The organism is Vibrio sp. SCSIO 43132 (assembly GCF_019904195.1).
Taxonomy (GTDB): domain Bacteria; phylum Pseudomonadota; class Gammaproteobacteria; order Enterobacterales; family Vibrionaceae; genus Vibrio; species Vibrio nigripulchritudo.
Map to the genome: position 1 here is coordinate 3,132,194 of NZ_CP063199.1, position 26,996 is coordinate 3,159,189.

26 protein-coding genes are annotated in these 26,996 nt (G+C 47.8%); 25 read left to right on the forward strand and 1 reads right to left on the reverse strand.

Translation table 11 applies throughout. From position 1 onward, the window contains the following. The first annotated feature begins 11 nt into the window (after positions 1-11). The 13 genes from INR79_RS14045 (at position 12) to lnt (ending at position 13,594) form a co-directional block, all read left to right on the forward strand. Entirely contained in the window at positions 12-887 is an 876-nt protein-coding gene (locus INR79_RS14045) for a carbohydrate ABC transporter permease (RefSeq protein WP_262415352.1), read from the forward strand. Beyond that, positions 884-1,702 (forward strand): carbohydrate ABC transporter permease, encoded by an 819-nt coding sequence (locus tag INR79_RS14050; RefSeq protein ID WP_223094741.1) that lies wholly within the window; start codon positions 884-886, stop codon positions 1,700-1,702. Before INR79_RS14045 ends, INR79_RS14050 begins: the two co-directional genes overlap by 4 nt. A 4-nt stretch (positions 1,703-1,706) precedes the next feature. Next, on the forward strand, positions 1,707-2,537 hold the full coding sequence (locus tag INR79_RS14055) for an enoyl-CoA hydratase/isomerase family protein (protein ID WP_223094743.1): 831 nt from the start codon (positions 1,707-1,709) through the stop codon (positions 2,535-2,537). After that, entirely contained in the window at positions 2,527-3,303 is a 777-nt protein-coding gene (locus INR79_RS14060; protein ID WP_223094745.1) for an SDR family NAD(P)-dependent oxidoreductase, read from the forward strand. Before INR79_RS14055 ends, INR79_RS14060 begins: the two co-directional genes overlap by 11 nt. Then, a complete protein-coding gene (locus INR79_RS14065; RefSeq protein WP_223094747.1) occupies positions 3,303-4,391 on the forward strand; it encodes a hypothetical protein in 1,089 nt (362 codons plus the stop codon). The genes INR79_RS14060 and INR79_RS14065 overlap by 1 nt, the downstream gene beginning before the upstream one ends. 10 nt (positions 4,392-4,401) lie before the next feature. Beyond that, complete coding sequence (locus INR79_RS14070; RefSeq protein WP_223094749.1) at positions 4,402-5,436, forward strand: ABC transporter ATP-binding protein; 1,035 nt, start codon at positions 4,402-4,404, stop codon at positions 5,434-5,436. After that, positions 5,433-6,539, forward strand: coding sequence for a hypothetical protein (locus INR79_RS14075; RefSeq protein WP_223094751.1), 1,107 nt, complete (start codon positions 5,433-5,435; stop codon positions 6,537-6,539). The genes INR79_RS14070 and INR79_RS14075 overlap by 4 nt, the downstream gene beginning before the upstream one ends. Beyond that, entirely contained in the window at positions 6,520-7,710 is a 1,191-nt protein-coding gene (locus tag INR79_RS14080) for a CaiB/BaiF CoA transferase family protein (protein WP_022613392.1), read from the forward strand. The genes INR79_RS14075 and INR79_RS14080 overlap by 20 nt, the downstream gene beginning before the upstream one ends. Before the next feature lie 298 nt (positions 7,711-8,008). Continuing rightward, positions 8,009-9,433: a tRNA (N6-isopentenyl adenosine(37)-C2)-methylthiotransferase MiaB gene (miaB, locus tag INR79_RS14085; protein ID WP_004400875.1), complete on the forward strand. Its 1,425-nt coding sequence runs from the start codon at positions 8,009-8,011 to the stop codon at positions 9,431-9,433. A 73-nt stretch (positions 9,434-9,506) separates the two neighbouring features. Continuing rightward, positions 9,507-10,598 carry a PhoH family protein gene (locus INR79_RS14090; protein WP_004400862.1) on the forward strand — a complete coding sequence of 364 codons (1,092 nt, stop codon included), beginning with the start codon at positions 9,507-9,509 and terminating at the stop codon, positions 10,596-10,598. Continuing rightward, positions 10,598-11,062: an rRNA maturation RNase YbeY gene (gene ybeY / locus INR79_RS14095; RefSeq protein WP_022551413.1), complete on the forward strand. Its 465-nt coding sequence runs from the start codon at positions 10,598-10,600 to the stop codon at positions 11,060-11,062. Before INR79_RS14090 ends, ybeY begins: the two co-directional genes overlap by 1 nt. A gap of 75 nt (positions 11,063-11,137) precedes the next feature. Further along, a complete protein-coding gene (corC, locus tag INR79_RS14100; protein ID WP_004400860.1) occupies positions 11,138-12,034 on the forward strand; it encodes a CNNM family magnesium/cobalt transport protein CorC in 897 nt (298 codons plus the stop codon). A 39-nt stretch (positions 12,035-12,073) separates the two neighbouring features. After that, on the forward strand, positions 12,074-13,594 hold the full coding sequence (lnt, locus tag INR79_RS14105) for an apolipoprotein N-acyltransferase (protein WP_223094753.1): 1,521 nt from the start codon (positions 12,074-12,076) through the stop codon (positions 13,592-13,594). A 12-nt stretch (positions 13,595-13,606) separates the two neighbouring features. Here the strand turns inward: lnt and INR79_RS14110 are convergent, their stop codons facing one another. Next, positions 13,607-14,089 (reverse strand): zinc ribbon-containing protein, encoded by a 483-nt coding sequence (locus INR79_RS14110; protein ID WP_022551415.1) that lies wholly within the window; start codon positions 14,087-14,089, stop codon positions 13,607-13,609. 116 nt (positions 14,090-14,205) lie between these two features. Between INR79_RS14110 and leuS the strand changes: the two genes are divergently transcribed. The 12 genes from leuS (at position 14,206) to lipA (ending at position 26,870) form a co-directional block, all read left to right on the forward strand. Continuing rightward, on the forward strand, positions 14,206-16,794 hold the full coding sequence (gene leuS, locus INR79_RS14115; protein ID WP_223094755.1) for a leucine--tRNA ligase: 2,589 nt from the start codon (positions 14,206-14,208) through the stop codon (positions 16,792-16,794). Between the two features lie 149 nt (positions 16,795-16,943). Next, complete coding sequence (lptE, locus tag INR79_RS14120) at positions 16,944-17,555, forward strand: LPS assembly lipoprotein LptE (protein ID WP_022590191.1); 612 nt, start codon at positions 16,944-16,946, stop codon at positions 17,553-17,555. After that, a complete protein-coding gene (gene holA, locus INR79_RS14125; protein WP_223094757.1) occupies positions 17,555-18,577 on the forward strand; it encodes a DNA polymerase III subunit delta in 1,023 nt (340 codons plus the stop codon). The genes lptE and holA overlap by 1 nt, the downstream gene beginning before the upstream one ends. A 133-nt stretch (positions 18,578-18,710) precedes the next feature. Beyond that, positions 18,711-19,028, forward strand: a complete 318-nt coding sequence (gene rsfS / locus INR79_RS14130; RefSeq protein WP_004400843.1) for a ribosome silencing factor — start codon at positions 18,711-18,713, stop codon at positions 19,026-19,028. A 3-nt stretch (positions 19,029-19,031) separates the two neighbouring features. Further along, on the forward strand, positions 19,032-19,502 hold the full coding sequence (rlmH, locus tag INR79_RS14135) for a 23S rRNA (pseudouridine(1915)-N(3))-methyltransferase RlmH (protein ID WP_004400840.1): 471 nt from the start codon (positions 19,032-19,034) through the stop codon (positions 19,500-19,502). Between the two features lie 6 nt (positions 19,503-19,508). Beyond that, positions 19,509-21,389: a penicillin-binding protein 2 gene (gene mrdA / locus INR79_RS14140; RefSeq protein WP_022613387.1), complete on the forward strand. Its 1,881-nt coding sequence runs from the start codon at positions 19,509-19,511 to the stop codon at positions 21,387-21,389. Positions 21,390-21,394: 5 nt separating this feature from the next. After that, the gene (rodA, locus tag INR79_RS14145) at positions 21,395-22,516 is read left to right on the forward strand and encodes a rod shape-determining protein RodA (RefSeq protein WP_004400838.1); all 1,122 of its coding nucleotides are present in this window, start codon (positions 21,395-21,397) and stop codon (positions 22,514-22,516) included. Further along, entirely contained in the window at positions 22,516-23,310 is a 795-nt protein-coding gene (locus tag INR79_RS14150; RefSeq protein WP_223094759.1) for a septal ring lytic transglycosylase RlpA family protein, read from the forward strand. Before rodA ends, INR79_RS14150 begins: the two co-directional genes overlap by 1 nt. 108 nt (positions 23,311-23,418) lie before the next feature. Next, positions 23,419-24,603, forward strand: coding sequence for a serine hydrolase (locus INR79_RS14155; RefSeq protein ID WP_022551421.1), 1,185 nt, complete (start codon positions 23,419-23,421; stop codon positions 24,601-24,603). A gap of 174 nt (positions 24,604-24,777) precedes the next feature. Continuing rightward, complete coding sequence (ybeD, locus tag INR79_RS14160) at positions 24,778-25,056, forward strand: DUF493 family protein YbeD (RefSeq protein WP_004400833.1); 279 nt, start codon at positions 24,778-24,780, stop codon at positions 25,054-25,056. A gap of 192 nt (positions 25,057-25,248) precedes the next feature. Further along, a complete protein-coding gene (gene lipB / locus INR79_RS14165; RefSeq protein ID WP_004400831.1) occupies positions 25,249-25,908 on the forward strand; it encodes a lipoyl(octanoyl) transferase LipB in 660 nt (219 codons plus the stop codon). Beyond that, the gene (lipA, locus tag INR79_RS14170) at positions 25,905-26,870 is read left to right on the forward strand and encodes a lipoyl synthase (protein WP_022551423.1); all 966 of its coding nucleotides are present in this window, start codon (positions 25,905-25,907) and stop codon (positions 26,868-26,870) included. Before lipB ends, lipA begins: the two co-directional genes overlap by 4 nt. The last annotated feature ends 126 nt before the right edge of the window (positions 26,871-26,996 follow it).

The window sequence follows — 26,996 nt, forward strand, 5'->3', positions numbered from 1 at the left end:
CGGATGTTGTAATGAAGTACCAACGGAAGTTTGTATTCCCGGTCGCTATGATTGCACCTGCGGTCGCACTGATCGGAATACTGATGTACTACCCAATGTTTGGCACGTTTATCGAGAGCTTGCACACCACCTCTTTCATAAACCCCGAACCTGAATTTGTTGGCTTTGAGCTTTATACCAAGCTCCTTTCACAAGATCAGTTCCGGCAAATCATTCAGAACTCTCTCGCATGGACGTTTGGGGTCATCCTGTTGCAAAACTTGTTTGGTTTTCTTGCAGCCTTGTTGCTCAACGAAAAATTACCCGGGCAGGGACTAATGCGCTCACTGGTGCTTTTACCCTGGATCTTACCGGGAATTGTCGCTGCCATTCTGTGGCGCTTTATGTACGATCCTCAACTGGGTCTGATTAATTCGATGTTCCTTTCAACCAGCTTAATCGACGAAGCCGTAGCCTGGCTGGCCACTCCTGAAACAGCGATGTTTGCCGTAGTGATTGCCGCTGTATGGAAAGGGTTCCCTTTCTCGACCGTCGTTTACCTTGCGGCATTGCAAAGCGTCGATAAGGAACAGATAGAAGCCTCCGTCGTGGATGGCGCAGGTCCGATTCGCCGCTTATTTGAAATCATCATTCCTGCGGTCAAACACGTCGTGGCGATTAATCTGCTTCTCACCGCCATTCTGACTTTTAACTACTTTGATATGGTCTGGGTGCTGACTCGTGGCGGTCCCAAAGACACCACCCACATTTTCCCAACCAAGATATTCGAACTGGGCTTCGGTCAGTTCCGGTTCGGTGAAGCCGCCACTTACGGTGTGATGTCGATTCTGATTCTCGTGGTCTTACTGACTCTCTACTTCTGGTTGCAAAGGAGGGAGAGCCGATGAATACGAAGCGAATCGCCCTACTTGGATGCCAGTTAACCTTGGCGCTGGTCATTTTACTTCCCATATTCTGGATGGTGTCGGTTTCCCTTAAGCCCTCCACAGAGGCATTTGCCATTCCTGCCAAGCTTTGGCCAGACAGCCCGACACTGGAAAACTACTGCAACGCTTTTCGCCCTGAATTCCGCCAGTACTTTCTGAACAGTGTGATCATTTCCATAAGTACACTTCTCATCTCTACCAGCCTGGCCTTAATGGCTGCCTATGCCTTCACACGTTTCCAGCTTCGAATCATGGCGGCGTTTCTAGGGTTAATTCTGGTGTCACAGATGTTTCCATCCAGTGCCATCATCATTCCCATTTACAAAATGATGGACGACGCCGGATTATTGAACACTCGGCTTTCACTCGTTATCGCTTACATCACCATCACCCTTCCGGTTGCAACCTGGATGTTAAAAGGGTTTATGGAAAACATCCCTTCCGTTCTGGATGAAGCTGCCGCAATGGACGGCGCCAAACCGCTGCGCACTTTCTTAGAAATCGTACTGCCTTTATGCCGACCCGGCGTGATTGCCACCAGCGTTTACATCCTGATCGTCACCTGGCAGGAATTTCTGTTTGCCCTGTCGTTCACCACCACTCAGGAGATGCGGACATTGCCTGTAGGAATGAACGATTTCATTGGTCAGTACGGCATTCGATACGGGGAGCTCATGGCAAGCTCTGTGATGATTTCATTACCAGTTGTGGTGGTGTTCTTCTTTCTTCAAAAGCATTTCGTCGCAGGTCTCACTGCTGGCTCTGTCAAAGGATGACCCTATGGAAAAGACCTTTCAATATCTGACTCTCACCTCTCCTGTTAAACACGTGGCTTTGATTACCTTCAATCGCCCCGAGAAACTCAATGCACTTTCTGAAACCATGCAGCTAGAGCTCTTTGAAGCGCTCGATATCGTTGAGCAAGACAGTGCCACACGGGTTGTGATGTTTACCGGAAGCGGCAATAAAGCCTTTGTTGCCGGAGCAGACATCAATGAATACCGAGGTTTGCAAATCAAAAAGTTTAACGACTACCAGCTCAAAGGCAGAGAAGCCTTCGAGAGAATCGAACAGTTGCCTAAGCCCACCATCGCCTTGGTCAATGGCTTTGCCATGGGTGGCGGATTCGAAATCGCCCTCTCCTGCGACCTGTTGATAGCCTCTGATAATGCTCAGATGGGATTGCCTGAAGGGCTACTGGGGCTCTGCCCTGGTGGTGGAGGCACGCAGCGCTTGCTACGTGCTGTAGGCAAAGCTGTCACAATGGACGTCCTGCTTTCAGGTAAACGAATCAAAGCAGATGAAGCACTGCGCCTTGGTCTCGCATCTCAAACCTGCTCTCAAGATGCCCTGCTTGAAGAGGGGCTGAAAAAAGCCAGCTACCTGTTGAAAGTGTCGCCTGTCGCACAAGCCGCAATGAAGAAGCTGGTACGTAATGGTTTCGATACCCCTTTGGAGTCTGGACTCAGTTGGGAGCAGGCATCCTTACTTCAACTTTACTGCTCTGAGGATGGGCAGGAAGGAGTTGCTGCGTTTCTGGATAAACGCACGCCTGCGTTTGATGTGAGCTCTGAGATGACCAGCTCCTCAGGAGGGAAAAATGGACAATAACACGCTCAAAGGTGAGGTTGCGGTGGTAACAGGTGGCGCGGAAGGCATCGGATTTGCCTGTGCTCAGAACCTGGCAGAGCAAGGGGCAACCGTTATTCTGGCGGACATCAATTCAGAAAAAGGGACGGCGTCGGCTAGAGAACTTCAAAGCAAAGGGCTGGATGCATATTTTGTCGAAACTGATGTATCCAGTTCTGACTCGATGAAGTCTTTGTTTGACTGGATTCACGCTCAGGGCTGGCTGGTCAGTATCATGGTCAACAACGCCGCAGTCGCCTTGTCCGGGGACGCGGTGGATATTCCAGAAGAAACGTGGAACAGAGTACTGAACACCAATCTATCAGGTGTCTGGCGTGGCATTCGACTCTCAGTGCCCGATATGAAGAAACGCGGTGGGGGTAATGTGGTAAACATCAGTTCGGCTCAGTCGTTTGCCGGTTTTCACGGCTGGAGTGCATATGCGGCAGCCAAAGGCGGAATCAATGCACTCACTCGACAGGCCGCTATTGATTTTGCACCTCATAACATTCGTATTAATGCTGTCGCCCCCGGCACCATCATGACGCCAATGAATGAAAAGATTTTTGAAGAAGTGGACGACGCCGATGCGCTGCGTCAACGCTGGAATGATATTCACCCCATTGGGCGGTTCGGTCAGCCGGAAGAAGTAGCACAGGCGGTGAGTTTTCTGGCGACCAAACAATCGAGTTTCATCACAGGGCAGATCATCATCGCGGATGGTGGATTGCTGGTTAAGGGGGACTGATGCCTAAAGTACTGAAAAATGACCATGTTGAGCTGACTTTCAAAGAAGAAGGTGGGCATCTCGATCACCTGACTTTCTCCGATGATGGCGAAAAATTCTCCCCCATGCACCGAGCACCTTGGGTGGGCAATTTAACAGGTGAACATCCCGTTATCTTGCAGCAGCTCTCTGGTGATTTTTTCTGTGCGCCGTTTGGAGAAAGCGATTTTGAACCCGCTCCGCCTCATGGCTGGAGCAGCAATGGAGACTGGCACGTCAAGTCGCACAACGACACTTACTTAAGCGCAAAGCTAGAACAAACCATTTACGGTGCTACTCTGACCAAACGCATTGTGCTGCAGGAAGACTCACCATTTGTGTATCACCTGCATGAGTTTGAAGGGGGCAAAGGAGCTATTCCTGTCAGCTACCACGCGATGCTCAAATGTACTTCACCTGTCGCACTCTCCTTTTCTTCTTTTACTTTGGGTTTCACCATTGATGAAACCTTAGAGCCAGACCCAACGCTCGGGCGCTCGCTGCTAAAATACCCACAAACCTTTAAACAGCTAGAAAATGTTGAACTTGCCGACGGGCAATTTGCCGATTTAAGCGTCTACCCGTGGAATCAAAGCCATGAAGACATTCTCCATTTGATGACTTCCAGACATCAGAACTGGAGCTGGTCTGCGGCACTTTGTAAGGATGAAGGCTGGCTGTATCTGGCAATAAAACCCAGTGCTTCATTGCCACAAACGACTTTATGGCAAAGTCATGGCGGGCGTGATTACCCACCGTTTAACAGTACCCATACCCACGTATTGGGGATTGAGGAAGGCAATGCTTATTCCCACTTAGGGCATAAAGCCTCAGTGTCTTCGAACCCCATAAACCAGCAGGGCTACTCAACCGCTCTGCCACTGTTACCGGGAACCAAGACTCGCGTTGGATATGCGTTTGGCGTTCTCAAAGCCAACACCGACTGGTACCGCGTTCAGACTGTAAAAGTAACTGATGACCGAGTGATCATTACTGGCGATACAGGCACCCAAAGAGAAGTGATGTTTCATTCATCGCTTCTGACTTTTTCCGACACCAGCGATATATGAAGGATGAACTATGGCTTCTGTCGAATTGAAACACTTATCGAAATCCTGGTCTTCCGTTGTAAGCGTCGATCAGTTAAATCTCAGCATTGAAGACAGGGAGTTTTTGGTGCTGCTCGGTCCGTCAGGTTGCGGTAAAAGCACCACCATGCGCATGATCGCCGGACTGGAGACACCATCAGAGGGCGACATTATTATTGACGGGAAGCGCGTCAACGACCTGCCTCCCAATGAGCGTGACTTAGCCATGGTGTTTCAAAGTTACGCCCTTTACCCACACAAAACCGTTCGCAATAACATCGACTTTCCTCTCAAAGTACAGGGCTTAGACAAATCCAAACGTCAGGTGTTGATTCAACAAGTCGCCGAAAGAGTGGAACTGGAACATCTGCTAGAACGTAAACCCGCTCAGCTTTCTGGCGGACAAAGGCAGCGCGTGGCCCTTGCCCGGGCGATTGTTCGTCAACCCAAACTCTTCCTGCTCGACGAACCCCTTTCTAATCTGGATGCAAAATTGCGTTCCAGTATGCGTGCAGAGCTTAAAAAGCTGCAGGAAGAACTGGCGGTCACCACCATTTATGTCACCCATGATCAGGTGGAAGCCATGACCCTTGCCGATCGCATTGTGGTCATCAATCAAGGGCGAATTCAGCAGGTTGGCACACCAGAAGCCATTTACGACAAACCTAAGAACACCTTTGTTGCGACCTTTTTGGGCAACCCTCCGATGAACTTAATCCATCTTGATGAGACCATGCATCTGCACGCTCCGCAAGGTGCGGCGACACTGGGTGTCCGCCCTGAAAATATTCAGTTGGTGCCAGCGGAAAACGCCATGTTGAATGCTAGCGTTTCTTTGGTGGAGTTGCTTGGCGACAGTTACCTGTACACCTTAAAAACCGATAACCAAACCTTGCTGGTGAAAACCACCAGAGACATGCACGCCAAAACGGGTGACACCATTGGCTTGCACTTTTCTCAGGAACATACCCATTGGTTTGATGCTGATGGTGAACGGATTGAACCTCAGCCTGAGAGGCTGCAATGAGCTTCAAAGGATTAACCTGGGATCATCCGCGAGGCTATCAGGCACTTCAAGCTAGCCTCGACTGGCAAGACTGCCCTGTTGCTCAGTGGGATATTCAGCCTCTCTCAGGGTTTGAAGAAACCCCATTAGAGGAATTAGCCGATCAGTATGACTTGCTGGTCATAGACCACCCTCACCTAGGTCAGGCAGTTGAATCACAATGTCTGCAACCTCTGGATATGCTGTTTTCTCCAATGTGGCTGGAGGAGCTCAAAGCCTTGTGTATTGGTCAGTCGGCTCAAAGTTACTGGTACGACAGCCACTGCTGGGCGCTGCCACTGGATGCGTCCTCGCAAATCATGGCGTATCAAAAACAGGCTGAAGACGCTGTGCTCGGTCTGAGTGGCTGGCGAGACTTACTCAAAGGGAATCTTAAGTATCAGCTTTGCCTTGCTGGTCCCCACCCTACACTTCAGTTATTGGCAATGACATTAAGCTTAAATCCGAGCTTAAAGAGTGATGCGCTTTTTATTCCGGAAGATGAAGGGGTTGAGGCCCTTGGCCTGCTCAAGTCCGTATTCAAAAACAGCATCGAACCTAGCCGGGTTCTCAACCCGATAGAGCTGCTCGATACGCTCTCGTGTAGTGATTCTTTGGGTCTATGCCCTTTTGTGTACGGCTACGTCAACTACAGCGCTGAGTCATCAAATCTTTGTGTCACATCACCACTGGGCGGCAAGTCGATTTTAGGTGGAACGGGTATTGCCATCACAAAGCGTTGCACCGTCAATAACGACTTGCTGATTTACCTTAAAAAGCTGCTGAGCCCAGATGTGCAGAGTGCTTTTATTCCGAATAATGGTGGTCAGCCCAGCTTTCAGTCTGCGTGGTCTGAAGCGAACATTAATCAGAATTCGAACCACTTCTATCAAAACGCATTTTCTACCGTCAATGGAGCCCACCTACGCCCTCGACACCCGGGATACACCCATTTTCAGGACGAAGCAGCGCATTTGATTCGGCACTCACTGTTTAATGGTGAGCCTTCCAGGTACACCATCAAAAAAATCAATCAACTCTATTCAAAAACTAAGGAGCCCAGCCATGGAACAGGCACTGAGTGATGTCACGATTCTGGATTTTTCCCAGTTACTGCAAGGTCCCTTTGCCACTCAGATGTTGGGTGATATGGGGGCAAACGTCATTAAAGTCGAAAGACCCGTCAGCGGTGATCTCTTTCGCTCAATGACGTTCAACAACCAGTGGGTAGGAGGAAAGGAAAGCCCCAATTTTCTGGCATGGAACCGCAACAAGCGCTCCATCGCAGTGAACTTAAAGTCGGAAGAGTCCAAAGCCATTTTGTATCGACTGGTGGAACAGGCAGACATTGTAGTGGAGAACTTTCGTCCCGGCGTTATGGACAGACTCGGATACGGATATGACGACCTCAAAGCCATCAACCCAAAACTCATCTACTGCTCTGGAACAGGCTATGGGGATTCCGGACCTTATGTTGAACGTCCGGGGCAGGATATGCTGGTTCAGGGTCTGACCGGACTGATGGCAGCGACCGGACAAGCCAGCCAGCCACCAACTCCGGCAGGTTCTGGTTTTTCCGACCAAGTTGGGGCGATGAACATCGTCTATTCGGTTTTGTCGGCACTTTACTGGCGCGAACGTTCAGGCAAGGGGCAAAAAATTGTCGTCAACCTTCTGGCAGGTATGCTGGCACATCAGGGACAGGAAATGCTGATGGCCATGAATTTCAATCAGGATTTTCAGCGCCCCAATTCTGGTATTGGTCATCCTGGGATGGATGCCCCTTTTGGTACTTACCCTACTTCCGATGGCTGGGTCACCATTGCCATGAGCCCATTCAAAACGCTGGTCAAAGTACTTGGTGACGATAGCTTGCTGAAATACGATGATCCAGCAACTCTGTTTGATCAACGCGACATAATATGGAATGAGATAGCCAAACGGACTCAGGCTTTTGATACCCAAACCTTAATGTCGATGATGCTGGCGGAAGATATCTGGTGTGGTGAAGTCAAATCTCATCTTGAGGCGGCAGACGATCCTCAAGTAAAACATCTCGGATTGATTCAGGAATACCAACATTCGGTTGCCGGCTCAGTTAAATGCGTAGGCCCAGCCGTATCCATGTCGGAAACCCAACCCACCATTCAGCGATCCGCTCCCACCGTTGGTGAACACACCAAAGAGGTATTGGCTGAATTTGGCTTTACAGATCAAGAAATTACAGACGCGTTGGCTTCTGGGTTCATTGCTTAACCAAGTCAAAATACAACAAACAGGCGTGCTCGTTCTGTAGCACGCCACTTCATCCACTTCTAAACAACTCCGTTGCTCTCAGCGTTAATACAGCAAACGGTAAAATCACAACCTTTAGATCCTGTTCCAATCTTCAACAATTTCCGTATTTTTTCTATGGTGAAGCCTCGATATTTAGAGCAAATTACCTTAAAAGGATCTCTGGTCAGTTGGTTTTTAAAGCAGTACAATACGCCGCTTACTACGAGAGTAGTGTATATAATTTGAACAGAACTTAATAAATAACGAGCGAAGTGAGATGAGTAAGAAACTGCTAATTAAAACCTGGGGCTGCCAGATGAACGAATACGATTCATCGAAAATGGCCGACCTGCTTAATGCCGCTAATGGATATGAGCTAACCGAAGAGCCAGAGGAAGCAGACGTATTATTACTTAACACCTGTTCAATCCGTGAGAAGGCGCAAGAAAAAGTATTCCACCAGCTTGGTCGTTGGAAAACGCTGAAAGACCAAAAGCCAGGTGTGGTGATTGGCGTCGGTGGTTGTGTGGCGACTCAAGAAGGTGATCACATCCGTGAGCGTGCACCTTTTGTTGACGTTATTTTTGGTCCACAGACCTTACACCGCCTGCCAGAAATGATCCGTTCTTCTCGCGATAACGAAAAGCCAGTGATGGACATTTCATTCCCAGAGATTGAAAAGTTCGACCGTCTGCCAGAACCACGTGCTGAAGGCGCAACGGCATTCGTTTCTATCATGGAAGGCTGTTCAAAGTACTGCACCTACTGTGTAGTTCCTTATACTCGTGGTGAAGAAGTTAGCCGTCCAATGGATGATGTGCTATTTGAAATTGCACAGCTTGCTGAGCAAGGCGTACGTGAAGTGAACCTTCTGGGTCAGAACGTAAACGCTTACCGTGGTCCAATGCACGACGGCGATATCTGTTCATTTGCAGAGCTTCTTCGTCTTGTGGCTTCTATTGATGGTATCGACCGTATTCGATTCACCACCAGTCACCCACTGGAATTTACCGATGACATCATCGCTGTGTACGAAGACACACCGGAACTGGTGAGCTTCCTGCACTTGCCTGTTCAAAGTGGTTCAGACCGTATTCTTACTATGATGAAGCGCCCACACACTGGTATCGAATACAAATCTATCATCCGTAAACTGCGCAAAGCGCGTCCTGATATTCAAATCAGTTCTGACTTTATCGTTGGTTTCCCGGGTGAGTCTGACAAAGATTTCCAAGATACAATGAAGCTTATTAAGCAGGTCGATTTTGACATGAGCTTCAGCTTTATCTTCTCTGCACGTCCAGGTACGCCAGCAGCAGATTACCCTTGTGATCTGTCAGAACAAACAAAGAAAGAACGCCTGTACGAATTGCAGCAAACCATTAACGCCCAGGCTATGCGTTACTCACGTCTGATGCTAGATACAGAGCAGCGCGTACTGGTTGAAGGTCCGTCGAAGAAAAACTTGATGGAGCTTCGTGCTCGTACTGAGAACAACCGTGTTGTAAACTTTGAAGGCAGCGCTGATCTCATCGGTCAGTTTGTCGATGTGAAAATCGTCGACGTATTTGCCAACTCACTGCGCGGTGAGCTGGTACGTACAGAAAAAGACATGGACCTTCGTACCGTCATTTCGCCAACACAAATGATGGCAAGAACGCGTCGCGAAGACGAACTGGGTGTAGCGACTTTCACGCCTTAAGTTCGTATAAATCGCCATCGAGAGCCTGGTCGTCATCAGGCTCTCTGAAAATGGCATAAAATGTGAGGCAACATTGAGTAATAAAATCGTCACTCTAGAAATCGATCTAGAACCTTCAGACAACCGCCGGTTGTCCAGCCTTTGTGGTCCTTTCGACGACAATATCAAACACTTAGAACGCCGTCTTGGTGTCGAAATCAATCATCGCAGCAACTTTTTTTCTGTGGTTGGTAAACCGCACACCGCTTCTGCTGCGCTCGATATCATCAAATCTTTGTATGTAGAGACAGCCCCTGTTAAAGGTCAGGTCAACGATATCGAACCTGAGCTGATTCACCTGGCGATCAAAGAATCTGGTGTACTGGAACAAAACACAGAGTCCAGTATCGAACACGGCAAAGAAGTCTTCATCAAAACCAAGAAAGGCGTTATCAAGCCACGTACTCCTAATCAGGCTCAGTACTTGATGAACATGGTAACGCACGACATCAGCTTTGGTATTGGTCCTGCAGGTACAGGTAAAACCTACCTCGCGGTTGCGGCTGCGGTAGATGCGCTTGAGCGTCAGGAAATTCGCCGAATTCTGTTGACTCGTCCAGCGGTTGAAGCGGGTGAGAAACTGGGCTTCCTTCCAGGTGACCTGAGTCAGAAAGTCGATCCGTACTTACGCCCGTTATACGATGCATTATTCGAGATGCTGGGCTTCGAACGAGTAGAAAAACTCATCGAACGTAACGTGATTGAAGTCGCTCCACTGGCTTACATGCGTGGTCGTACACTGAACGACGCTTTCATCATTCTGGACGAAAGTCAAAACACCACCGTTGAACAAATGAAGATGTTCCTGACGCGTATTGGTTTCAATTCACGCGCGGTTATCACGGGAGACGTCACCCAGATCGATTTGCCACGCGGTGCAAAATCGGGGCTTCGTCACGCAATTGAAGTCTTAAGTGAAGTGGATGAAATCAGTTTCAACTTCTTCCTGTCTGATGATGTAGTACGTCACCCTGTAGTGGCTCGTATCGTCAACGCCTATGAGAAGTGGGAAGCCAAAGATCAGAAAGAGCGCAAAGAGTACGAGAAACGCAAACGTGAAGAACGCGAAGCGAAATTGCTTGAAGCGCAAAAGTCAGAACTGGTTCAACAGACGGTAAGTAAGTAATGAGTATCGAACTGGATCTGCAACTGGCGGTTGAGAACGAAAATGGGCTTCCTAGTGAAGCCCAACTTAACGAATGGCTTACCAAAACTGTGTCGCAATTCCAAAAAGACGCAGAAGTCACTATCCGCATCGTAGATGAGGAAGAAAGCCACCAGTTGAACCACGAATATCGCGGTAAAGATAAACCGACCAATGTTCTGTCTTTCCCATTTGAAGCCCCTCCGGGTATCGAAATGGATCTGCTTGGTGATTTAATCATTTGTAAGCAAGTGGTTGAACTGGAAGCAAAAGAACAGGAAAAAACCGTGCTAGCGCACTGGGCGCATATGGTTGTACATGGCAGCTTGCATCTGTTAGGTTATGATCATATCGAAGACGAGGAAGCCGAAGAAATGGAAAGCCTCGAAACCGAAATTATGCAATCTATGGGTTTCGAAGATCCGTATTTAGCAGAAAAGCAGTAACGTTAGAAACCCAGAGACGGTCGCGTTACCTACGTGTGCTATCACACATCTGATAGCGTTAACGATTGAGAAATCATGAACGAAGACAATTCGACCCCTTCACCCGAAGGGAAGAAAGAAAAAGCAGAAGGTCCGAGTAGAAAGTCCTTCTTTGAACGCCTTGGTCAACTATTTCAGGGTGAACCGAAAGACCGCCAGGAATTGGTAGATGTTATTCGGGATTCCGAAGTGAATGATCTGATAGACCACGACACCAGAGATATGCTTGAAGGTGTTATGGAAATCGCAGAAATGCGGGTAAGAGACATCATGCTCCCACGCTCGCAAATGGTCACTGTTGAAAGAACCCATGTTCTCGACGATTTAGTTGCACTGATTACTGACGCCCAGCACTCTCGCTACCCAGTCATCAGTGAAGATAAAGACCATGTAGAAGGCATTCTGTTAGCGAAGGACTTACTAAAATATTTAGGTTCGGACAGTGCTCCTTTTGATATTGAGCAGGTAATACGCCCTGCTGTCGTAGTTCCGGAAAGTAAACGCGTTGATCGTCTGTTAAAAGAGTTCCGAGAGGAACGTTATCACATGGCGATTGTCGTAGATGAGTTCGGTGGTGTTTCTGGTCTGGTGACCATTGAAGATATCCTGGAAGAAATCGTAGGCGAAATCGAAGACGAATTCGACGACGAAGAAGAAACCGATATCCGCAAGCTCAGCAAACACACCTTTGCCGTTAAAGCTTTAACTACCATCGAAGACTTTAATGAAACCTTCGGTACCACCTTCAGCGATGAAGAAGTGGATACCGTAGGTGGCATGGTGATGACCAGCTTCGGTCATTTACCGACTCGTGGAGAAGTGGTGGAGATTGAACATTACCTGTTTAAGGTAACAGCAGCGGATAATCGCCGCGTGGTTCAGCTTCAGGTCACGGTTCCCGATGAAGAGCCTCTTCCAGCCGAAGAGGAATGATGAACAGGTAGCGAAAGCTACAACAATAAAAAGACGAAGATGATAATAAAAACAAATCATCGCCTCGTGCGGCCGCTTGCGGCCGCTTTTGTTGGGGCTTTAACCACGCTTGCCTTTGCTCCTTATCAAATCTGGATTGTGGCGATTCTCAGCCCACTTTTCTTACTTCTTTTACTCAGTAATCAGTCAACTAAACGTGCTCTCTCAATTGGCTTCTCCTGGGGCTTTGGACAATTTGCAGTAGGCATCAGTTGGGTACATATCAGTATTGATACCTTTGGCGGGCTACCAAAAGCGGCCAGCCTGATGCTGATGCTGCTTTTGGTCAGTTATCTCGCCCTCTACCCCGCACTTTTTGCTGGCATACTTAATCGTTGGTTTCCCAAAGAGAATGCAGCTCGATTCCTTCTGGCAGTACCTTCTTTGTGGCTGATTGCAGAATGGTTGCGCGGATGGGTGATGACAGGCTTCCCCTGGCTGTTGCTAGGCTACAGTCAAATCGATTCCCCGCTCAGTGTTTACGCTCCTATCGGCGGTGTCGACACCATTACTTACTTGCTTTTTTTGATGGCTGGAGCGCTAGCGCTCGCTATTACACAGAAGCAATGGCATTTTATTGGTCTTCCTCTGGGTATTTTTGCTCTGGCAGGTGCTCTTGGCATGGTGCAGTGGGTGAAGGAAGAGACAGAAAATCCAACGAAGTTCGCTTTGATTCAGGGAAATATTTCCCAAGAACTTAAGTGGCTACCAAGCCAACGCTGGCCAACCATCATGAAATACATGGATCTGACCCGCGAAAACTGGGATGCCGATGTGGTCATTTGGCCAGAAGCCGCAATTCCCGCTTTTGAAAATGAACTGCCTTCATTCCTGAGCAACTTGGATAGTGCTGGTCGGTTGAATAATACCGGGATTATTACTGGTATTGTGACCTCGACAAGTCGCGAACACTTCTACAACAGTGTGATTGCTGTCGGAGAAAACGAGCAAACTGAATACAATCGGAAAACGCAGCCAAAATATCACAAACACCACTTACTTCCTTTTGGTGAATTTGTGCCCTTTGGCGAGATTCTTCGACCTATTGCGCCATTCTTTAATCTTCCGATGTCCTCGTTCAGCCGTGGAGGGTTTGTACAGGATAATATCGAATCCAATGGGCGCTATTTTGCTCCTGCTCTGTGCTACGAAATCATCTTTAACGAACAAGTTCGCCAGAATGTAACTGAAGATACAGACTTCATTCTCACCCTTTCCAACGACGCTTGGTTTGGGGATTCCATTGGCCCCCATCAGCACATGGAAATTGCCAGAATGCGTGCATTAGAGTTAGGCAGACCTCTGGTCCGAACCACTAACAATGGCGTGACTGCAATTACAGATTACAAAGGAAAGATCATTCATCAGGTACCGCAATTCGAAACCGAAGTACTTGTCGCCGAGGTGAATACCGCGACGGGTATGACACCTTATCGGATTTTGGGTATTTGGCCTTTGTACCTGATCGTGCTGATTACGTTACTGTTCGGCTTTAAGCGAAGAAAAGACCAACAAGATTAAACCCAATAGGTATCAAGGCTTCAGCGCTTGGCGTGTGAAGCCTGTGTAGCCACACTTCTGGCAGGGCGGAATAACAGTCGCATGGTTAAAGTACGTCTTGTGTCCGCATTTGTCACACACCAAATACCCTAAACCAATGACTTCACCGGTCTGGTACAAGCCTTTGTGTTCCAGATCCATGAAAAGCTCTTGCCATTCCACTTTGGTGCGGTCTGTAATATCAAGTAACCCTTCCCAAACTGAATCGGCAATTAATCGATAAAAAGGGCTGTCAGGAAAAGTTTCTTTACTATGTTGGTAATTCTGGGCGAATTCATTCAAATCTGAACGAACATAGGCAGAGACGAGAGAGAGCTCATCCTTAGTCATATCGCTGGCTGCCGACATAACTTCCGTCGACGTTTCCAGCACGCGTTCGAGTTCTTCCGGCGTGTGTTTCAACGTATCAACCACCTCTTCGAAGAAGGCTTCGTAACGGGCTTTATGCTCTGGCATAAACCACCTCCGTGCATTGACTATTGTTGACTGTCTTTCCTTTATGTATTCTATGCGGATCTATCACAGTCTGATCTAACCGATCTCACAAATTCCAAGATAACCGGATATCATCGATGCAAGACCAATATAACCCTCAAGATATTGAGCAGAAAGTTCAAAAGCACTGGGACGACAACAAGACATTTGTCGTGAGCGAAGACCCAAACAAGGAAAAGTTTTACTGTCTTTCCATGTTCCCATACCCAAGTGGTCGTCTCCACATGGGTCACGTGCGTAACTACACCATCGGTGATGTGGTATCTCGCTTCCATCGTCTGCAAGGCAAGAATGTTATGCAGCCAATGGGCTGGGATGCATTCGGTCTTCCTGCTGAAAACGCAGCCATCAAAAACAACACAGCTCCTGCGAAGTGGACTTACGAAAACATTGACTACATGCGCAATCAGCTAAAGCTGTTGGGCTTTGGTTACGACTGGGATCGTGAAATTGCCACTTGCCACCCGGAATACTACAAGTGGGAACAATGGTTCTTCACTAAGCTTTATGAAAAAGGCTTGGTTTACAAGAAAATGTCGACGGTAAACTGGGATCCGGTAGACCAGACGGTACTGGCGAACGAGCAGGTTATCGACGGACGCGGCTGGCGTTCAGGTGCTGTGGTTGAGCAAAAAGAAATTCCTCAGTGGTTCATCAAAATCACTGACTACGCTCAAGAGCTACTAGACGATCTGGATAAACTGGATCACTGGCCTGAGCAAGTAAAAACCATGCAGCGCAACTGGATTGGTCGCTCTGAAGGTTTAGAGATCGATTTCAAACGTGCCGACAAAGACGAAAACTTCACGGTTTACACCACTCGCCCAGATACGTTCATGGGTGTGACGTACGTAGCAGTTGCTGCCGGTCACCCTATCGCACTGGAAGCGGCAGAAAACAACGAAGCGGTTGATGCGTTTGTTGAAGAGTGCAAGAACACTAAAGTTGCCGAAGCTGATATGGCAACCATGGAAAAGAAAGGTATCGCTACTGGCTTTACCGCAGTTCACCCTCTTACGGGGCAGGAAGTGCCAATCTGGATCGCCAACTTCGTATTGATGGATTACGGTTCAGGTGCGGTTATGGCAGTTCCGGGTCACGACCAGCGTGACTACGAGTTCGCAACGGCATATGGGCTAGAAATCAAGCAGGTTATCCAGCCAGTTGAAGGCAGTGAGCTAGTCGCTGACCTTGAAAAAGAAGCGTTTGTAGAAAAAGGCACACTGGTTAATTCCGGTGAGTTTGATGGTCTTGAGTTTAAAGACGCATTCAACGCTATTGCCGACAAACTGGAATCACAAGGCGTAGCGAAGCGCAAAGTGAACTTCCGTCTACGTGACTGGGGTGTAAGCCGCCAGCGCTACTGGGGTTCTCCAATCCCAATGCTAAACAAAGAAGACGGTTCAGAGCTTGCTGCTACGGCTGACATGCTACCAGTGCGCCTGCCAGAAGATGTGGTGATGGATGGCGTAACGTCGCCAATCAAAGCCGATCCTGAGTGGGCAAAAGCAGAAGTAAATGGTGAGCCTGTTTTCCACGAGACAGACACTTTCGATACGTTCATGGAATCCTCTTGGTACTACGCGCGTTACTGTAGCCCACGCTACGATGAAGGCATGCTAGAACCAGGTGCGGCTAACTACTGGCTACCAGTGAATCAGTACATCGGTGGTATTGAGCACGCTATCCTTCACCTATTGTACGCCCGCTTCTTCCACAAATTGCTTCGCGACTTCGGTCTGGTGAACTCTGATGAGCCGTTTGAGCGCCTGCTGTGTCAGGGCATGGTTCTGGCAGACACCTATTACCGTAAAGATGAGAAAGGTGGCGACATCTGGATTGCGCCTACGGACGTTCAGACAGAAACCGATGACAAAGGTCGCATCATTAAAGCCTGGCATAAAGAAGATGGTGAACCAGTGTTCTCTGCGGGCATGAGTAAGATGTCTAAGTCTAAGAACAACGGTATCGACCCACAGACTGTTATCCAGCAGTACGGTGCGGATACAGTTCGTCTGTTCATGATGTTTACAGCGCCACCAGAGCAAACTCTGGAATGGTCTGACGCTGGTGTAGAAGGCGCAAACCGCTTCCTGAAGCGTGTTTGGAAGCTTGTAAACGAGCACACATCAAAAGGTGCAGCTGAAGCCGTTGATGTAAGCGCGTTCAACGCTGACCAAAAAGCACTTCGCCGTGACGTTCATAAGGCGATTCAGAAAGTGACGGATGACGTATCTCGTCGTCAGACGTTCAACACAGCCATCGCAGCCGTAATGGAACTAATGAACAAGCTTGCAAAAGCACCGCAAGAAACCGCGCAAGATCGTGCGATTCTTGATGAAGCATTGAAAGCAGTTGTGACTATGCTTTACCCAATCACTCCACACATCAGCTTCGAAATGTGGGAAGCACTGGGTGAATCCAACATCGACGAAGCTTCTTGGCCAACGTTTGATGAAAAAGCTCTGGTTGAAGATGAGAAGCTGATTGTGGTTCAGGTGAACGGCAAACTGCGTGCAAAACTGACTGTGGCGGCGGATGCATCGAAAGAGCAGGTAGAAGAACTTGGTCTGAACGATGAAAACGTTACTAAGTTCACAGAAGGGAAAACTGTTCGTAAAGTGATTTACGTACCGGGTAAACTTCTGAACATTGTGGCAAACTGATTGTCATAATTTTCGCACCATATTGAAATCAAACAGGGTGAGCGATCACCCTGTTTATTTTTATTGGTCAGCTTTGTTAACCGAACTTATGCCAATCATTAATGTATGAGCTCCGTTACCAAAGTTAACCAAAATTCAGGAAACGATTTGTGAAACGTGTTTCTTTCTTTCGCCCTGTGCGCGCTTCTGTATTGATTCTACTCACCACACTGTTAAGTGCCTGTGGATTCCATTTCCGCGATACCTATTTTCTGCCTGAAGAGTTATCTGAAATATCCTTCACCAGTTTCGATTCATATGGACCTCTGACTCGATATGTCCGTGCTGAGCTCGATCTCAACGGTGTAAAAGCTGTCCCTCCAAGAGAAGATATTCCAAACCTGCACCTGACAGGCGAATCTAACGGCGAACGCACGCTTTCTCTTTACCAGAACAGCCGGGCAGCAGAATATGAGCTGACTTATGCAGCGACTTATCGCGTGACAGTTCCCGGGATTGGTAGCCAGTCCTTTACAACCACGGTTAACCGAAGCTTTCTCGATAACCCGCTAACCGCATTGGCGAAGTCGACGGAAAAAGAAATGATCATTGATGAAATGCGCAAGCAGGCATCAAGACAGATCCTAAGGCAAATGGCTCGATTGAAAGCGAAATTAGACGACGCAAAAAACGTGGAAGACACTCAAGAAGAGAGCGTAACGTTAGACCTTGGTGTAACCCAGACAACGACAACTGAAAACACTACTGCAGAGAGTCAGTAATGCGTTTATTTGCCGACAAACTTGCCGATCATCTACCACGTGCTCAACATGGTATCTATCTGATATTTGGTAACGAACCACTGCTTCTTCAGGAAAGTCGAGAAGCAATTCAGGCACACGCGAAAACTCAGGGGTTTGAAGAGCGACACCGCTTTGCTATGGATGCTCAGTTGGATTGGAATCTGGTCTTCGACTGCTGTCAGGCATTGAGCCTGTTCTCGGCAAGGCAAATCATCGAGCTGGAAGTGCCAGAAACTGGCGTAAATGCCGCAGCCGGTAAAGAGCTGGTTAACCTTTCAGAGATGTTACACCCGGACATTCTGCTTGTACTCATCGGGCACAAACTAACGAAGCAGCAGGAGAACGCTAAGTGGTTCAAAACCTTAGCCGCTAGCGGTTGTGTCGTAAACTGTTTAACACCTGATACACAAAGGTTACCGCAATTTGTTCAGCAACGCTGTCGCAAGCTCAACCTGATGCCAGATACTCAGGCTGTTCAACTTCTCGCCCAATGGCACGAAGGCAACTTACTGGCACTGTCGCAGAGCCTGGAAAAGCTCACTCTGCTTTACCCTGATGGACAGCTCACTCTCCCCCGTGTAGAGGAGGCTCTGAGCCGCCATAACCATTTCACGCCATTTCAATGGATGGATGCTCTCTTAGCTGGTAAAGGCAAACGAGCCCAAAGAATTCTCCGTCAGTTAGAAGCAGAAGGCACTGAAGCCATCATCTTGCTTAGAACGGTTCAAAAAGAGTTGTTGCTACTTCTGGAAATGCAAAAAGAGTGTGCCACCCAACCTGTAGGAAGAGTCTTCGATACCCGTCGTGTGTGGCAAAACAAGCGCCCGCTCTACTCTGCTGCACTTCAAAGGCTTCAGGCACAAGACATAAACAAGCTTCTGTCTTTGACTGCCCAGACAGAGCGAGATGCAAAAACCAGTTATGACAAACCTGTCTGGCTTTCAATGGCACAAATTTCGCTGCAATTTTGTGAGCCAAAAGCGGCGTTTGGAAGCGCCTAATACTCACTCTTTCAGACCAGATGCTCCTTTACTAGCCAAAGCGTCACAAGGTGACGAACTAATTCGTGCAGAAGCGAGCATCTTGAATTAACTTGGGTATAATACTTTTTAAATTTTTTCGAGGTAAATAACATTGCAAGTTCAAGATCTACGTGATTTTTTAGCCGATAAGGCAGACGACATGAAAGCAGAAGACATCGTAACTCTCGATGTTCAAGGCAAATCCAGCGTTACCGATTACATGGTCATCTGCACGGGTAATTCCAAGCGTCACGTAGCGTCCATCGCTGACCACGTTGCCAGCGAAGCCAAGAAAGCAGGGCTGGAACCATTAGGAGTGGATGGCGAACAGGAAGGCGAATGGGTTGTCGTTGATATGGGTTCTACCATGGTTCATGTCATGCAGGAAGAGCAGCGTGAACTCTATCAACTTGAAAAACTCTGGAGCTAACTGTTGAAGATTCAGCTGATCGCCGTAGGCACTAAAATGCCGAAATGGGTTGAAGAAGGCTTCCAAGAGTACAAGCGTCGTTTCCCTCATGATATGCCACTGGAACTGGTGGAAATTCCGGCAGGTAAACGCGGTAAAAATGCGGACATTGCAAGAATTCTGCAAAAAGAAGGCGAAGCCATGCTGGCTGCCGTGCCAAAAGGTAATCGAATTGTTACCCTCGATATTCCGGGTAAGCGTTGGGACACAGAACAATTGGCCGGTCAGCTTGAAGCGTGGAAGCTAGATGCCCGTGATGTATCCATACTGATTGGAGGTCCTGAAGGCTTAGCTCCCGCCTGTAAAGCTGCGGCTGACCAAAGCTGGTCTCTTTCGCCACTTACGCTTCCTCACCCATTGGTTCGGGTTGTTATGGCTGAAAGCCTATACCGAGCCTGGAGTATTACGGCAAATCACCCTTATCATCGAGAATAACGCTAGATGAGACGTCAGCGCACCCAAATCAGAGATTACACCGCCGAGTCCGCCTTATTTTCCCGTCGCGCACTGGTTGCATTTGCAGGCATCGTGATTTTAATGGGTGTGCTACTGGCTAACCTCTACAATATTCAGGTTAACCAGTTTCAGGATTACAAAACCCGCTCCAATGACAATCGCATCAAGGTAGTCCCTATCGCCCCAAACCGTGGGCTTATATACGATAGGAACGGAATTTTGCTGGCTGAAAACCGCCCGATTTTCAGCTTGGAAATCACGCCTGAAAAGATCAAAAACATTGATGAAACAATCGTTCAGCTGCGTACCTTTCTGGATATCAGTGACGAGCGTGTAGAACGCTTCCACAAGGAACGAAAGCGCACCCGACGCTTTAAATCCGTCCCTTTACTGAACCAGCTAACCGAAGAACAGGTCGCACTCTTCTCGGTAAATCAGCATCGTTTTCCCGGCGTTGAAGTAAATGCCACTCTGAAGCGATTCTACCCATATGGAAAAGTATTAACTCATGTGCTTGGCTACGTTTCTCGAATTAACGATCGAGATTTACAGCGCTTAGAACGTGAGGATAAAGCCGCTAACTACCAGGCGACTCGTGATATTGGCAAGCTTGGTATTGAACGCTTTTACGAAGATGTTCTGCACGGGACTGCTGGCTATCAGGAAGTCGAAGTAAACAGCCGTGGACGCATAATCCGAACGCTAAAATACGTGCCACCCATCCCAGGTAAAGATATCGTTTTAAACCTGGATATCAGACTTCAGCAATATCTGTACAAGCTGCTTGATGGTCGTCGTGGCTCTGCGATTTTGCTCGATCCTAGTGATAATGGGGTTCTGGCAATGTTGTCCAGCCCAAGCTACGACCCGAACGCATTTGTACACGGTATTTCTGGCAAAGATTATCGGGCGCTGCTGAACGACAAAGACCGCCCGCTGGTCAACCGCGCAACGTTAGGGATCTACCCTCCCGCCTCAACGGTTAAGCCTTTTATTTCTGTTGCCGCGCTGCAAGAGAAAGTCATTACCACCAAAACCACGCGTAATGACCCGGGTTACTGGCGTATCCCTAATTCCAAAACTCGTCCGTTTCGTGACTGGCTGAGATGGGGGCACGGCCGGGTAGACATTCTCAAATCCATTGAAGAATCGGTAGATACCTTCTTCTACCAAATTGCGTATGACATGGGCATCGACCGCATTTCCACCTGGATGATGCTGTTTGGTTTTGGTGACTTCACAGGTATTGATATCCACGAAGAAAGTAAAGCCAACATGCCAACCCGGGAATGGAAAATGGCAAGACACCGCCAACCTTGGTATCAGGGAGACACCATCCCAGTGGGTATTGGTCAGGGCTACTGGACCGCAACACCAATGCAGATTGCTAAAGCCACATCCGTATTAATTAACCGAGGTGAAGTGATTGCCCCTCATTTGCTACGAGCGACCATTGATAAGTCACAAGAACCTCACGTGACAACTGCAGCGCCTATTGAGACCTATCCTCCTATTCAAGGGGTATCTAAACGCTACTGGGATGTGGCACTTGAAGGTATGAGACTCGCGAACCATGGTAAAAAAGGCACCGCAAGGCGTGCATTCACCACAGCGAAATACGTGACGGGGGGCAAATCAGGAACAGCACAGGTATTCGGTCTGAAAGAAGACGAAGAATACAACGCTGAGGAACTGGCAGAGCATTTGCGAGATCACGCGCTTTATACCGGCTTCGCTCCATTTGAAAATCCAGAAGTGATATTAACCATCGTACTAGAAAACGCAGGTGGTGGTTCTACACACGGTGCACCTGTTGCACGACGCATATTCGATCACGTTTTAATTAAAAGTAAAGAGGGGAACTAAGACCGATGCGATTTGACCCTTCTACCGGTAGGAACCGCTCTTTTTTCGATAAGCTACACATCGACCTGCCAATGCTTCTTGGTTTGTTGCTGTTGATGTGTTTTGGCTTGGTGGTCATGTACAGCGCCAGCGGTCAAAGCATGGCGATGATGGACAGGCAGGCAATGCGTATGGGGTTGTCTTTGGTAGTTATGCTATTGCTCGCTCAGATCCCACCAAGAACATACGAGACCGCCGCACCACTGCTGTTCGTCGTCGGAATATTTTTGCTTTTAGGTGTTCTCTTTTTTGGGGAGGCATCTAAAGGGGCGCAACGCTGGCTAAATCTGGGATTTGTACGCTTTCAGCCCTCTGAATTGCTTAAACTCGCAGTGCCTTTGATGGTTGCGAGATACATAGGTAAGCGCTCACTTCCTCCAACGTTTAAAACCCTGATTGCCTCGCTTCTGATGGTGTTCATTCCCACCATTCTGATCGCCAAACAGCCTGATTTGGGCACCTCTATTCTTATCGCAGCGTCTGGGATATTTGTTATTTTCCTTGCTGGAATCAGTTGGAAAATCATCACGGGTGCAGCGGTCGCACTAGGTGCATTTATTCCCGTATTGTGGTTCTTCCTAATGCGCGAATACCAGAAGGTGCGAGTGAGAACCCTATTCGATCCTGAATCCGATCCACTAGGCGCGGGCTACCACATTATCCAAAGTAAGATTGCGATTGGATCTGGAGGATTATCAGGAAAAGGCTGGCTTCAGGGGACTCAATCTCAGCTGGAATTCTTACCAGAACGTCATACCGACTTTATCTTTGCCGTCGTTGCCGAAGAATGGGGCATGCTGGGTGTTATTGCCCTACTCAGTATTTACTTATTTATTATCGGTAGAGGCTTGTACCTTGCCAGCCAGGCACAAACGGCGTTTGGTCGTATGATGGCAGGCAGTGTTGTTTTAAGCTTCTTCGTTTACGTATTTGTGAACATAGGGATGGTGAGTGGTATCTTGCCAGTAGTTGGCGTACCTTTGCCTCTGATTAGCTATGGTGGGACGTCCATGGTGACACTTATGGCAGGTTTTGGCATCTTAATGTCTATTCACACACACCGGAAAATGCTTTCTAAGGCGACCTAATGGCAGTTCGAATTTACGCACTTATACTAGTACTCATGCTTGGTCTGACAGGGTGTACCACACCAGATCAAGGTCGCTACAGTATTGATGATGACATCGCACCTGAAAAACCACTTTCAGTCGAACATATTGAAGATGCTCACCCTGTTTATGAGCCCATAAGCCTGGGTGGGAATCGGGATTATGAGCTGCGAGGAGGCTCCTACAAAATCATCAAAGAGCCCGATGGTTTTACGCAAGAAGGCATTGCATCCTGGTATGGCAAGAAATTTCACGGGCACCTCACGTCCAATGGAGAAATTTATGACATGTACTCCATGTCGGCGGCTCACAAAACCCTTCCGCTTCCAAGTTACGTTCGGGTCTTGAACAAAGACAACGGAAGAACGGCAGTGGTTCGTGTGAATGACCGTGGACCTTTCCATGAAGGGCGCATTATTGACCTGAGCTACGCTGCAGCCTACAAACTCGGCGTGGTGAATACCGGAACCGCGAACGTTAAGATTGAATACATCACGGTCGACCGAGATAGCACTTCTCCGGTAGCCAATAAAAAGCTACCCAAGTTTGTGATTCAGGTTGCCGCATCAAAAGACGAAGATAAAGCGAGAACTTTGGCGCAATCTTTAGGTCAAAGCTTATCAGTGCGCAGTTACACTGAAGGTACTAAAAAGATTCATCGCATCTTCTTAGGTCCGTTTACTGACCAGGAATTAACGCAAAAAACACTGGCTCAAGTACACTCGCAAGGTTATCCCACAGCATTCATTAAACAAGTGAAACAGAATCCTTAAGGACAAATGGGTTAATTTGTGCAACAGTAAGCTTCTGACTTATCAGATTGATTCTGCTAAGATACGAACGTTTAAGCATTAAAACATTCAGACTAACAACTAATACCAATGAAAAAATCAGTGAAATCTATAAAATCTTTGTTTGTCACTTCTGCTATCGTGTCAGCATCATTCGCTTCTCCAGCATTCTCTGCTCCAATTGTTGTTCCTGACGCTCCTGAAATCGCCGCTAAAGGTTTTGTGCTGATGGATTACCATTCAGGTAAGGTTCTGGCAGAAAAAGAGATGCACACTCAGTTATCACCAGCCAGTCTGACAAAAATGATGACCAGCTATGTCATCGGTCAAGAGCTTGAGCGTGGTAACATTTCGTTGTCTGACAAAGTTGTTATCAGCAAAAATGCCTGGGCGAAAAACTTCCCTGATTCATCAAAAATGTTCATTGAAGTGGGCACCACAGTAACCGTTGATGACCTAAACCGAGGCATCATCATCCAGTCAGGTAATGATGCTTGTGTTGCTATGGCAGAGCATGTTGCTGGTTCTGAAGACGCATTTGTAGACCTTATGAATGCATGGGCGAAGTCGATTGGTATGGACAACACCAACTTTGCCAACGTACACGGTCTGGACAATCCGAACCTTTACTCAACGCCTTACGATATGGCGCTATTGGGTCAGGCTCTTATTCGTGACGTACCAGACGAATACCGCATCTACGCGGAAAAACAATTTACTTATAACGGCATTACTCAGTACAACCGTAACGGTCTGTTATGGGACAAGAGCATGAACGTGGACGGCATCAAAACCGGGCACACCAGCAAAGCGGGCTACAGCCTGGTGAGCTCTGCGACCGAAGGTAAGATGCGCTTGGTGGCGGTAGTGATGGGTACCAAGAATGCCAACACTCGTAAAGCAGAAAGCAAAAAGCTGCTGAACTACGGATTCCGCTTCTTTGAGACAGTTTCTCCACACAAAGCGGGTGAAACATTTGTAAGTGAAAAGATTTGGATGGGCGACAAAGATGCAGTTGCTCTGGGTGTTGCCGAAGACACCTACGTTACCCTTCCTCGTGGTCAGGCGAAAAACATGACAGCCAACTTTGTTCTGGAAAAGGAACTGCAGGCTCCTATTCGCAAAGGTGATGTCGTAGGTCGTTTGTTCTACCAGATCGAGAACGAAGACATTGCAGAATACCCACTTCTGGCATTAGAAGATGTTGAAGAAGGTAGTCTGTTCAGCCGTCTGATTGATTACATTGTGTTGCTGTTCAAAAGCTGGTTTAGCTAAACCGTTACACATTACTTAATGTCTTAAATGCCGCTGTCTTCAGCGGCATTTTTTGTTTCGCCGCCAGACATAAGTTCATACAATTAAAGTACGCTTCTATGTGACTTGAGTTCCATCACATTTATCAGTACTATTTCGCACCGCTATATCGAATATAAAAACGGAGTCCTAGCAATGTTGACTATCAACTCAGATGCAAAACTAAAAGACCTGCTGGAGTTCCCTTGTCAGTTTACTTACAAGGTAATGGGCTACGCAAAGCCAGAACTGCCAGAGCTTGTGCTAGAGGTGATTCAGCGTCACGCTCCAGGCGACTACAGCCCATCAGTTAAGCCAAGTGGCAAAGGCACTTATAACTCTGTATCGGTTACCATTACCGCCACTTCTATCGAGCAGGTAGAAACCCTGTACAAAGAGCTGGGCGAAATCGACATCGTACGCATGGTACTTTGATCCACGCGATACCCGATAAAACAAGCAGCGACGTCATGTCGCTGTTTTTGTTAATGACAATGCCTCACCTCGAATCTCAGCACATTATTCTGGCTCAGATGTAAAATCCATGTCGCTTATGTGTAGTTAGATTGGTTAAAGACGTTTATAATCCGTTTACTAAATCGCTCGAACTCCAAAGGAATTCTTACATTGCTCGATGTCCAGGACCAGTTAGTTGTTAAAAAACTAGGTCGACAAGATTACCTACCCGTTTGGCAAGCCATGCATGATTTTACCGACAACCGTGATGAAGATACGGTTGACGAAGTCTGGCTGGTTGAGCACAACCCGGTATTCACTCAAGGACAGGCAGGTAAAACCGAACACCTTTTGAATACAGGCGATATTCCAGTCGTTCAAAGCGATCGCGGAGGGCAAGTGACCTATCATGGTCCGGGTCAAGTCGTGGCGTATTTCCTTTTGAACCTGAGAAGGCGTAAGCTGGGTGTACGAGATCTGGTCACTCATATTGAAAATTTAGTTATCAATACGCTTTCCCGTTATGGAATCGACTCCTCAGCCAAGCCGGATGCTCCGGGCGTTTACGTAGAAGACAGGAAAATTTGCTCGTTAGGGCTTAGAATCCGCAAAGGGTGCTCTTTTCATGGGCTAGCCTTAAACGTAAACATGGACCTTACCCCATTTCTTCGTATTAACCCATGTGGTTACCAGGGAATGGAGATGGTGCAGTTAAACGATTTTAATAGAAACACTGAAGTAAGCAGCGTCGAAGATACGCTGGTCGAAGAGCTTGTCACGCTTCTGGGCTACAAGCACGTAGAAATAATTACAGAAAGCAAATCATCATGAGCAAACCAATCCAGATGGAAAAAGGCGTTAAGTATCGCGACGCCGACAAAATGGCACTGATTCCGGTCAAGAATATGCCCGTGGAACAGAAGGAAGTGTTGCGCAAGCCGGAATGGATGAAAATCAAACTGCCTGCTGATAGCCAACGTATTCAGGACATCAAGGCAGCAATGCGTAAGAACAATCTTCACTCGGTATGTGAAGAAGCGTCTTGTCCAAACCTGGCAGAGTGTTTTAACCACGGTACGGCAACCTTCATGATTCTGGGTGCTATCTGTACTCGCCGCTGTCCTTTCTGTGACGTTGCCCATGGTCGTCCTGTTACTCCGGATGCGAATGAACCTCAGCATCTTGCGCAAACGATTAAGGACATGAAACTGAAATACGTGGTTATCACGTCAGTTGACCGAGACGATCTTCGTGATGGTGGTGCTCAGCACTTTGCAGACTGTAACCGCGAGATTCGCGCAATGAATCCGCACATCCGAATTGAGACACTGGTTCCAGACTTCCGTGGTCGTATGGATACCGCTCTAGAATTGCTAAAAGACAACCCACCAGATGTGTTCAACCACAACCTAGAAACTGCACCTCGCCTGTATCGTAAGGTACGTCCGGGGGCAAACTACAAGTGGTCTTTGGATCTGCTTCGCAAATTTAAAGAACAGCATCCTGATGTGCCAACCAAATCCGGTTTGATGATGGGCCTTGGCGAAACCAAAGAAGAGATTGTCGAAGTATTGAAAGATCTTCGTGCTCATGGCGTCACCATGCTGACACTTGGTCAGTATCTTGCTCCAAGCCGTCACCACCTAGCAGTAGAGCGCTACGTTCCGCCTTCTGAGTTTGATGAACTGAAAGATATCGCTCTGGACCTTGGCTTTACGCATGCCGCTTGTGGACCGTTTGTTCGTTCTTCATACCACGCGGATCTTCAGGCAAAAGGTGTGGAAGTAAAATAGAGCTTAAGCTTCTATTATTACTACTGTTTTTATAATGCGCCCCGGTTTAATAAAACCGGGGCGTTTTTTATACCAGAATTTTACTCACCTTAGGCTTTGCGCTAAGATGCGTACATACTTAATTTC

Excerpts from the sequence above, each read along its gene's own strand:
- INR79_RS14060 (WP_223094745.1), top strand. The coding sequence starts at position 2,527 with ATGGACAATAACACGCTCAAAGGTGAGGTTGCGGTGGTAACAGGTGGC.
- miaB (WP_004400875.1), top strand. The coding sequence starts at position 8,009 with ATGAGTAAGAAACTGCTAATTAAAACCTGGGGCTGCCAGATGAACGAA.
- INR79_RS14055 (WP_223094743.1), top strand. The coding sequence starts at position 1,707 with ATGGAAAAGACCTTTCAATATCTGACTCTCACCTCTCCTGTTAAACAC.
- lnt (WP_223094753.1), top strand. The coding sequence starts at position 12,074 with ATGATAATAAAAACAAATCATCGCCTCGTGCGGCCGCTTGCGGCCGCT.
- INR79_RS14075 (WP_223094751.1), top strand. The coding sequence starts at position 5,433 with ATGAGCTTCAAAGGATTAACCTGGGATCATCCGCGAGGCTATCAGGCA.
- ybeY (WP_022551413.1), top strand. The coding sequence starts at position 10,598 with ATGAGTATCGAACTGGATCTGCAACTGGCGGTTGAGAACGAAAATGGG.
- INR79_RS14065 (WP_223094747.1), top strand. The coding sequence starts at position 3,303 with ATGCCTAAAGTACTGAAAAATGACCATGTTGAGCTGACTTTCAAAGAA.
- rodA (WP_004400838.1), top strand. The coding sequence starts at position 21,395 with ATGCGATTTGACCCTTCTACCGGTAGGAACCGCTCTTTTTTCGATAAG.
- holA (WP_223094757.1), top strand. The coding sequence starts at position 17,555 with ATGCGTTTATTTGCCGACAAACTTGCCGATCATCTACCACGTGCTCAA.
- INR79_RS14150 (WP_223094759.1), top strand. The coding sequence starts at position 22,516 with ATGGCAGTTCGAATTTACGCACTTATACTAGTACTCATGCTTGGTCTG.
- leuS (WP_223094755.1), top strand. The coding sequence starts at position 14,206 with ATGCAAGACCAATATAACCCTCAAGATATTGAGCAGAAAGTTCAAAAG.
- INR79_RS14045 (WP_262415352.1), top strand. The coding sequence starts at position 12 with ATGAAGTACCAACGGAAGTTTGTATTCCCGGTCGCTATGATTGCACCT.
- INR79_RS14110 (WP_022551415.1), bottom strand. The coding sequence starts at position 14,089 with ATGCCAGAGCATAAAGCCCGTTACGAAGCCTTCTTCGAAGAGGTGGTT.
- corC (WP_004400860.1), top strand. The coding sequence starts at position 11,138 with ATGAACGAAGACAATTCGACCCCTTCACCCGAAGGGAAGAAAGAAAAA.
- ybeD (WP_004400833.1), top strand. The coding sequence starts at position 24,778 with ATGTTGACTATCAACTCAGATGCAAAACTAAAAGACCTGCTGGAGTTC.
- INR79_RS14080 (WP_022613392.1), top strand. The coding sequence starts at position 6,520 with ATGGAACAGGCACTGAGTGATGTCACGATTCTGGATTTTTCCCAGTTA.
- INR79_RS14050 (WP_223094741.1), top strand. The coding sequence starts at position 884 with ATGAATACGAAGCGAATCGCCCTACTTGGATGCCAGTTAACCTTGGCG.
- lipA (WP_022551423.1), top strand. The coding sequence starts at position 25,905 with ATGAGCAAACCAATCCAGATGGAAAAAGGCGTTAAGTATCGCGACGCC.
- INR79_RS14070 (WP_223094749.1), top strand. The coding sequence starts at position 4,402 with ATGGCTTCTGTCGAATTGAAACACTTATCGAAATCCTGGTCTTCCGTT.
- INR79_RS14155 (WP_022551421.1), top strand. The coding sequence starts at position 23,419 with ATGAAAAAATCAGTGAAATCTATAAAATCTTTGTTTGTCACTTCTGCT.
- mrdA (WP_022613387.1), top strand. The coding sequence starts at position 19,509 with ATGAGACGTCAGCGCACCCAAATCAGAGATTACACCGCCGAGTCCGCC.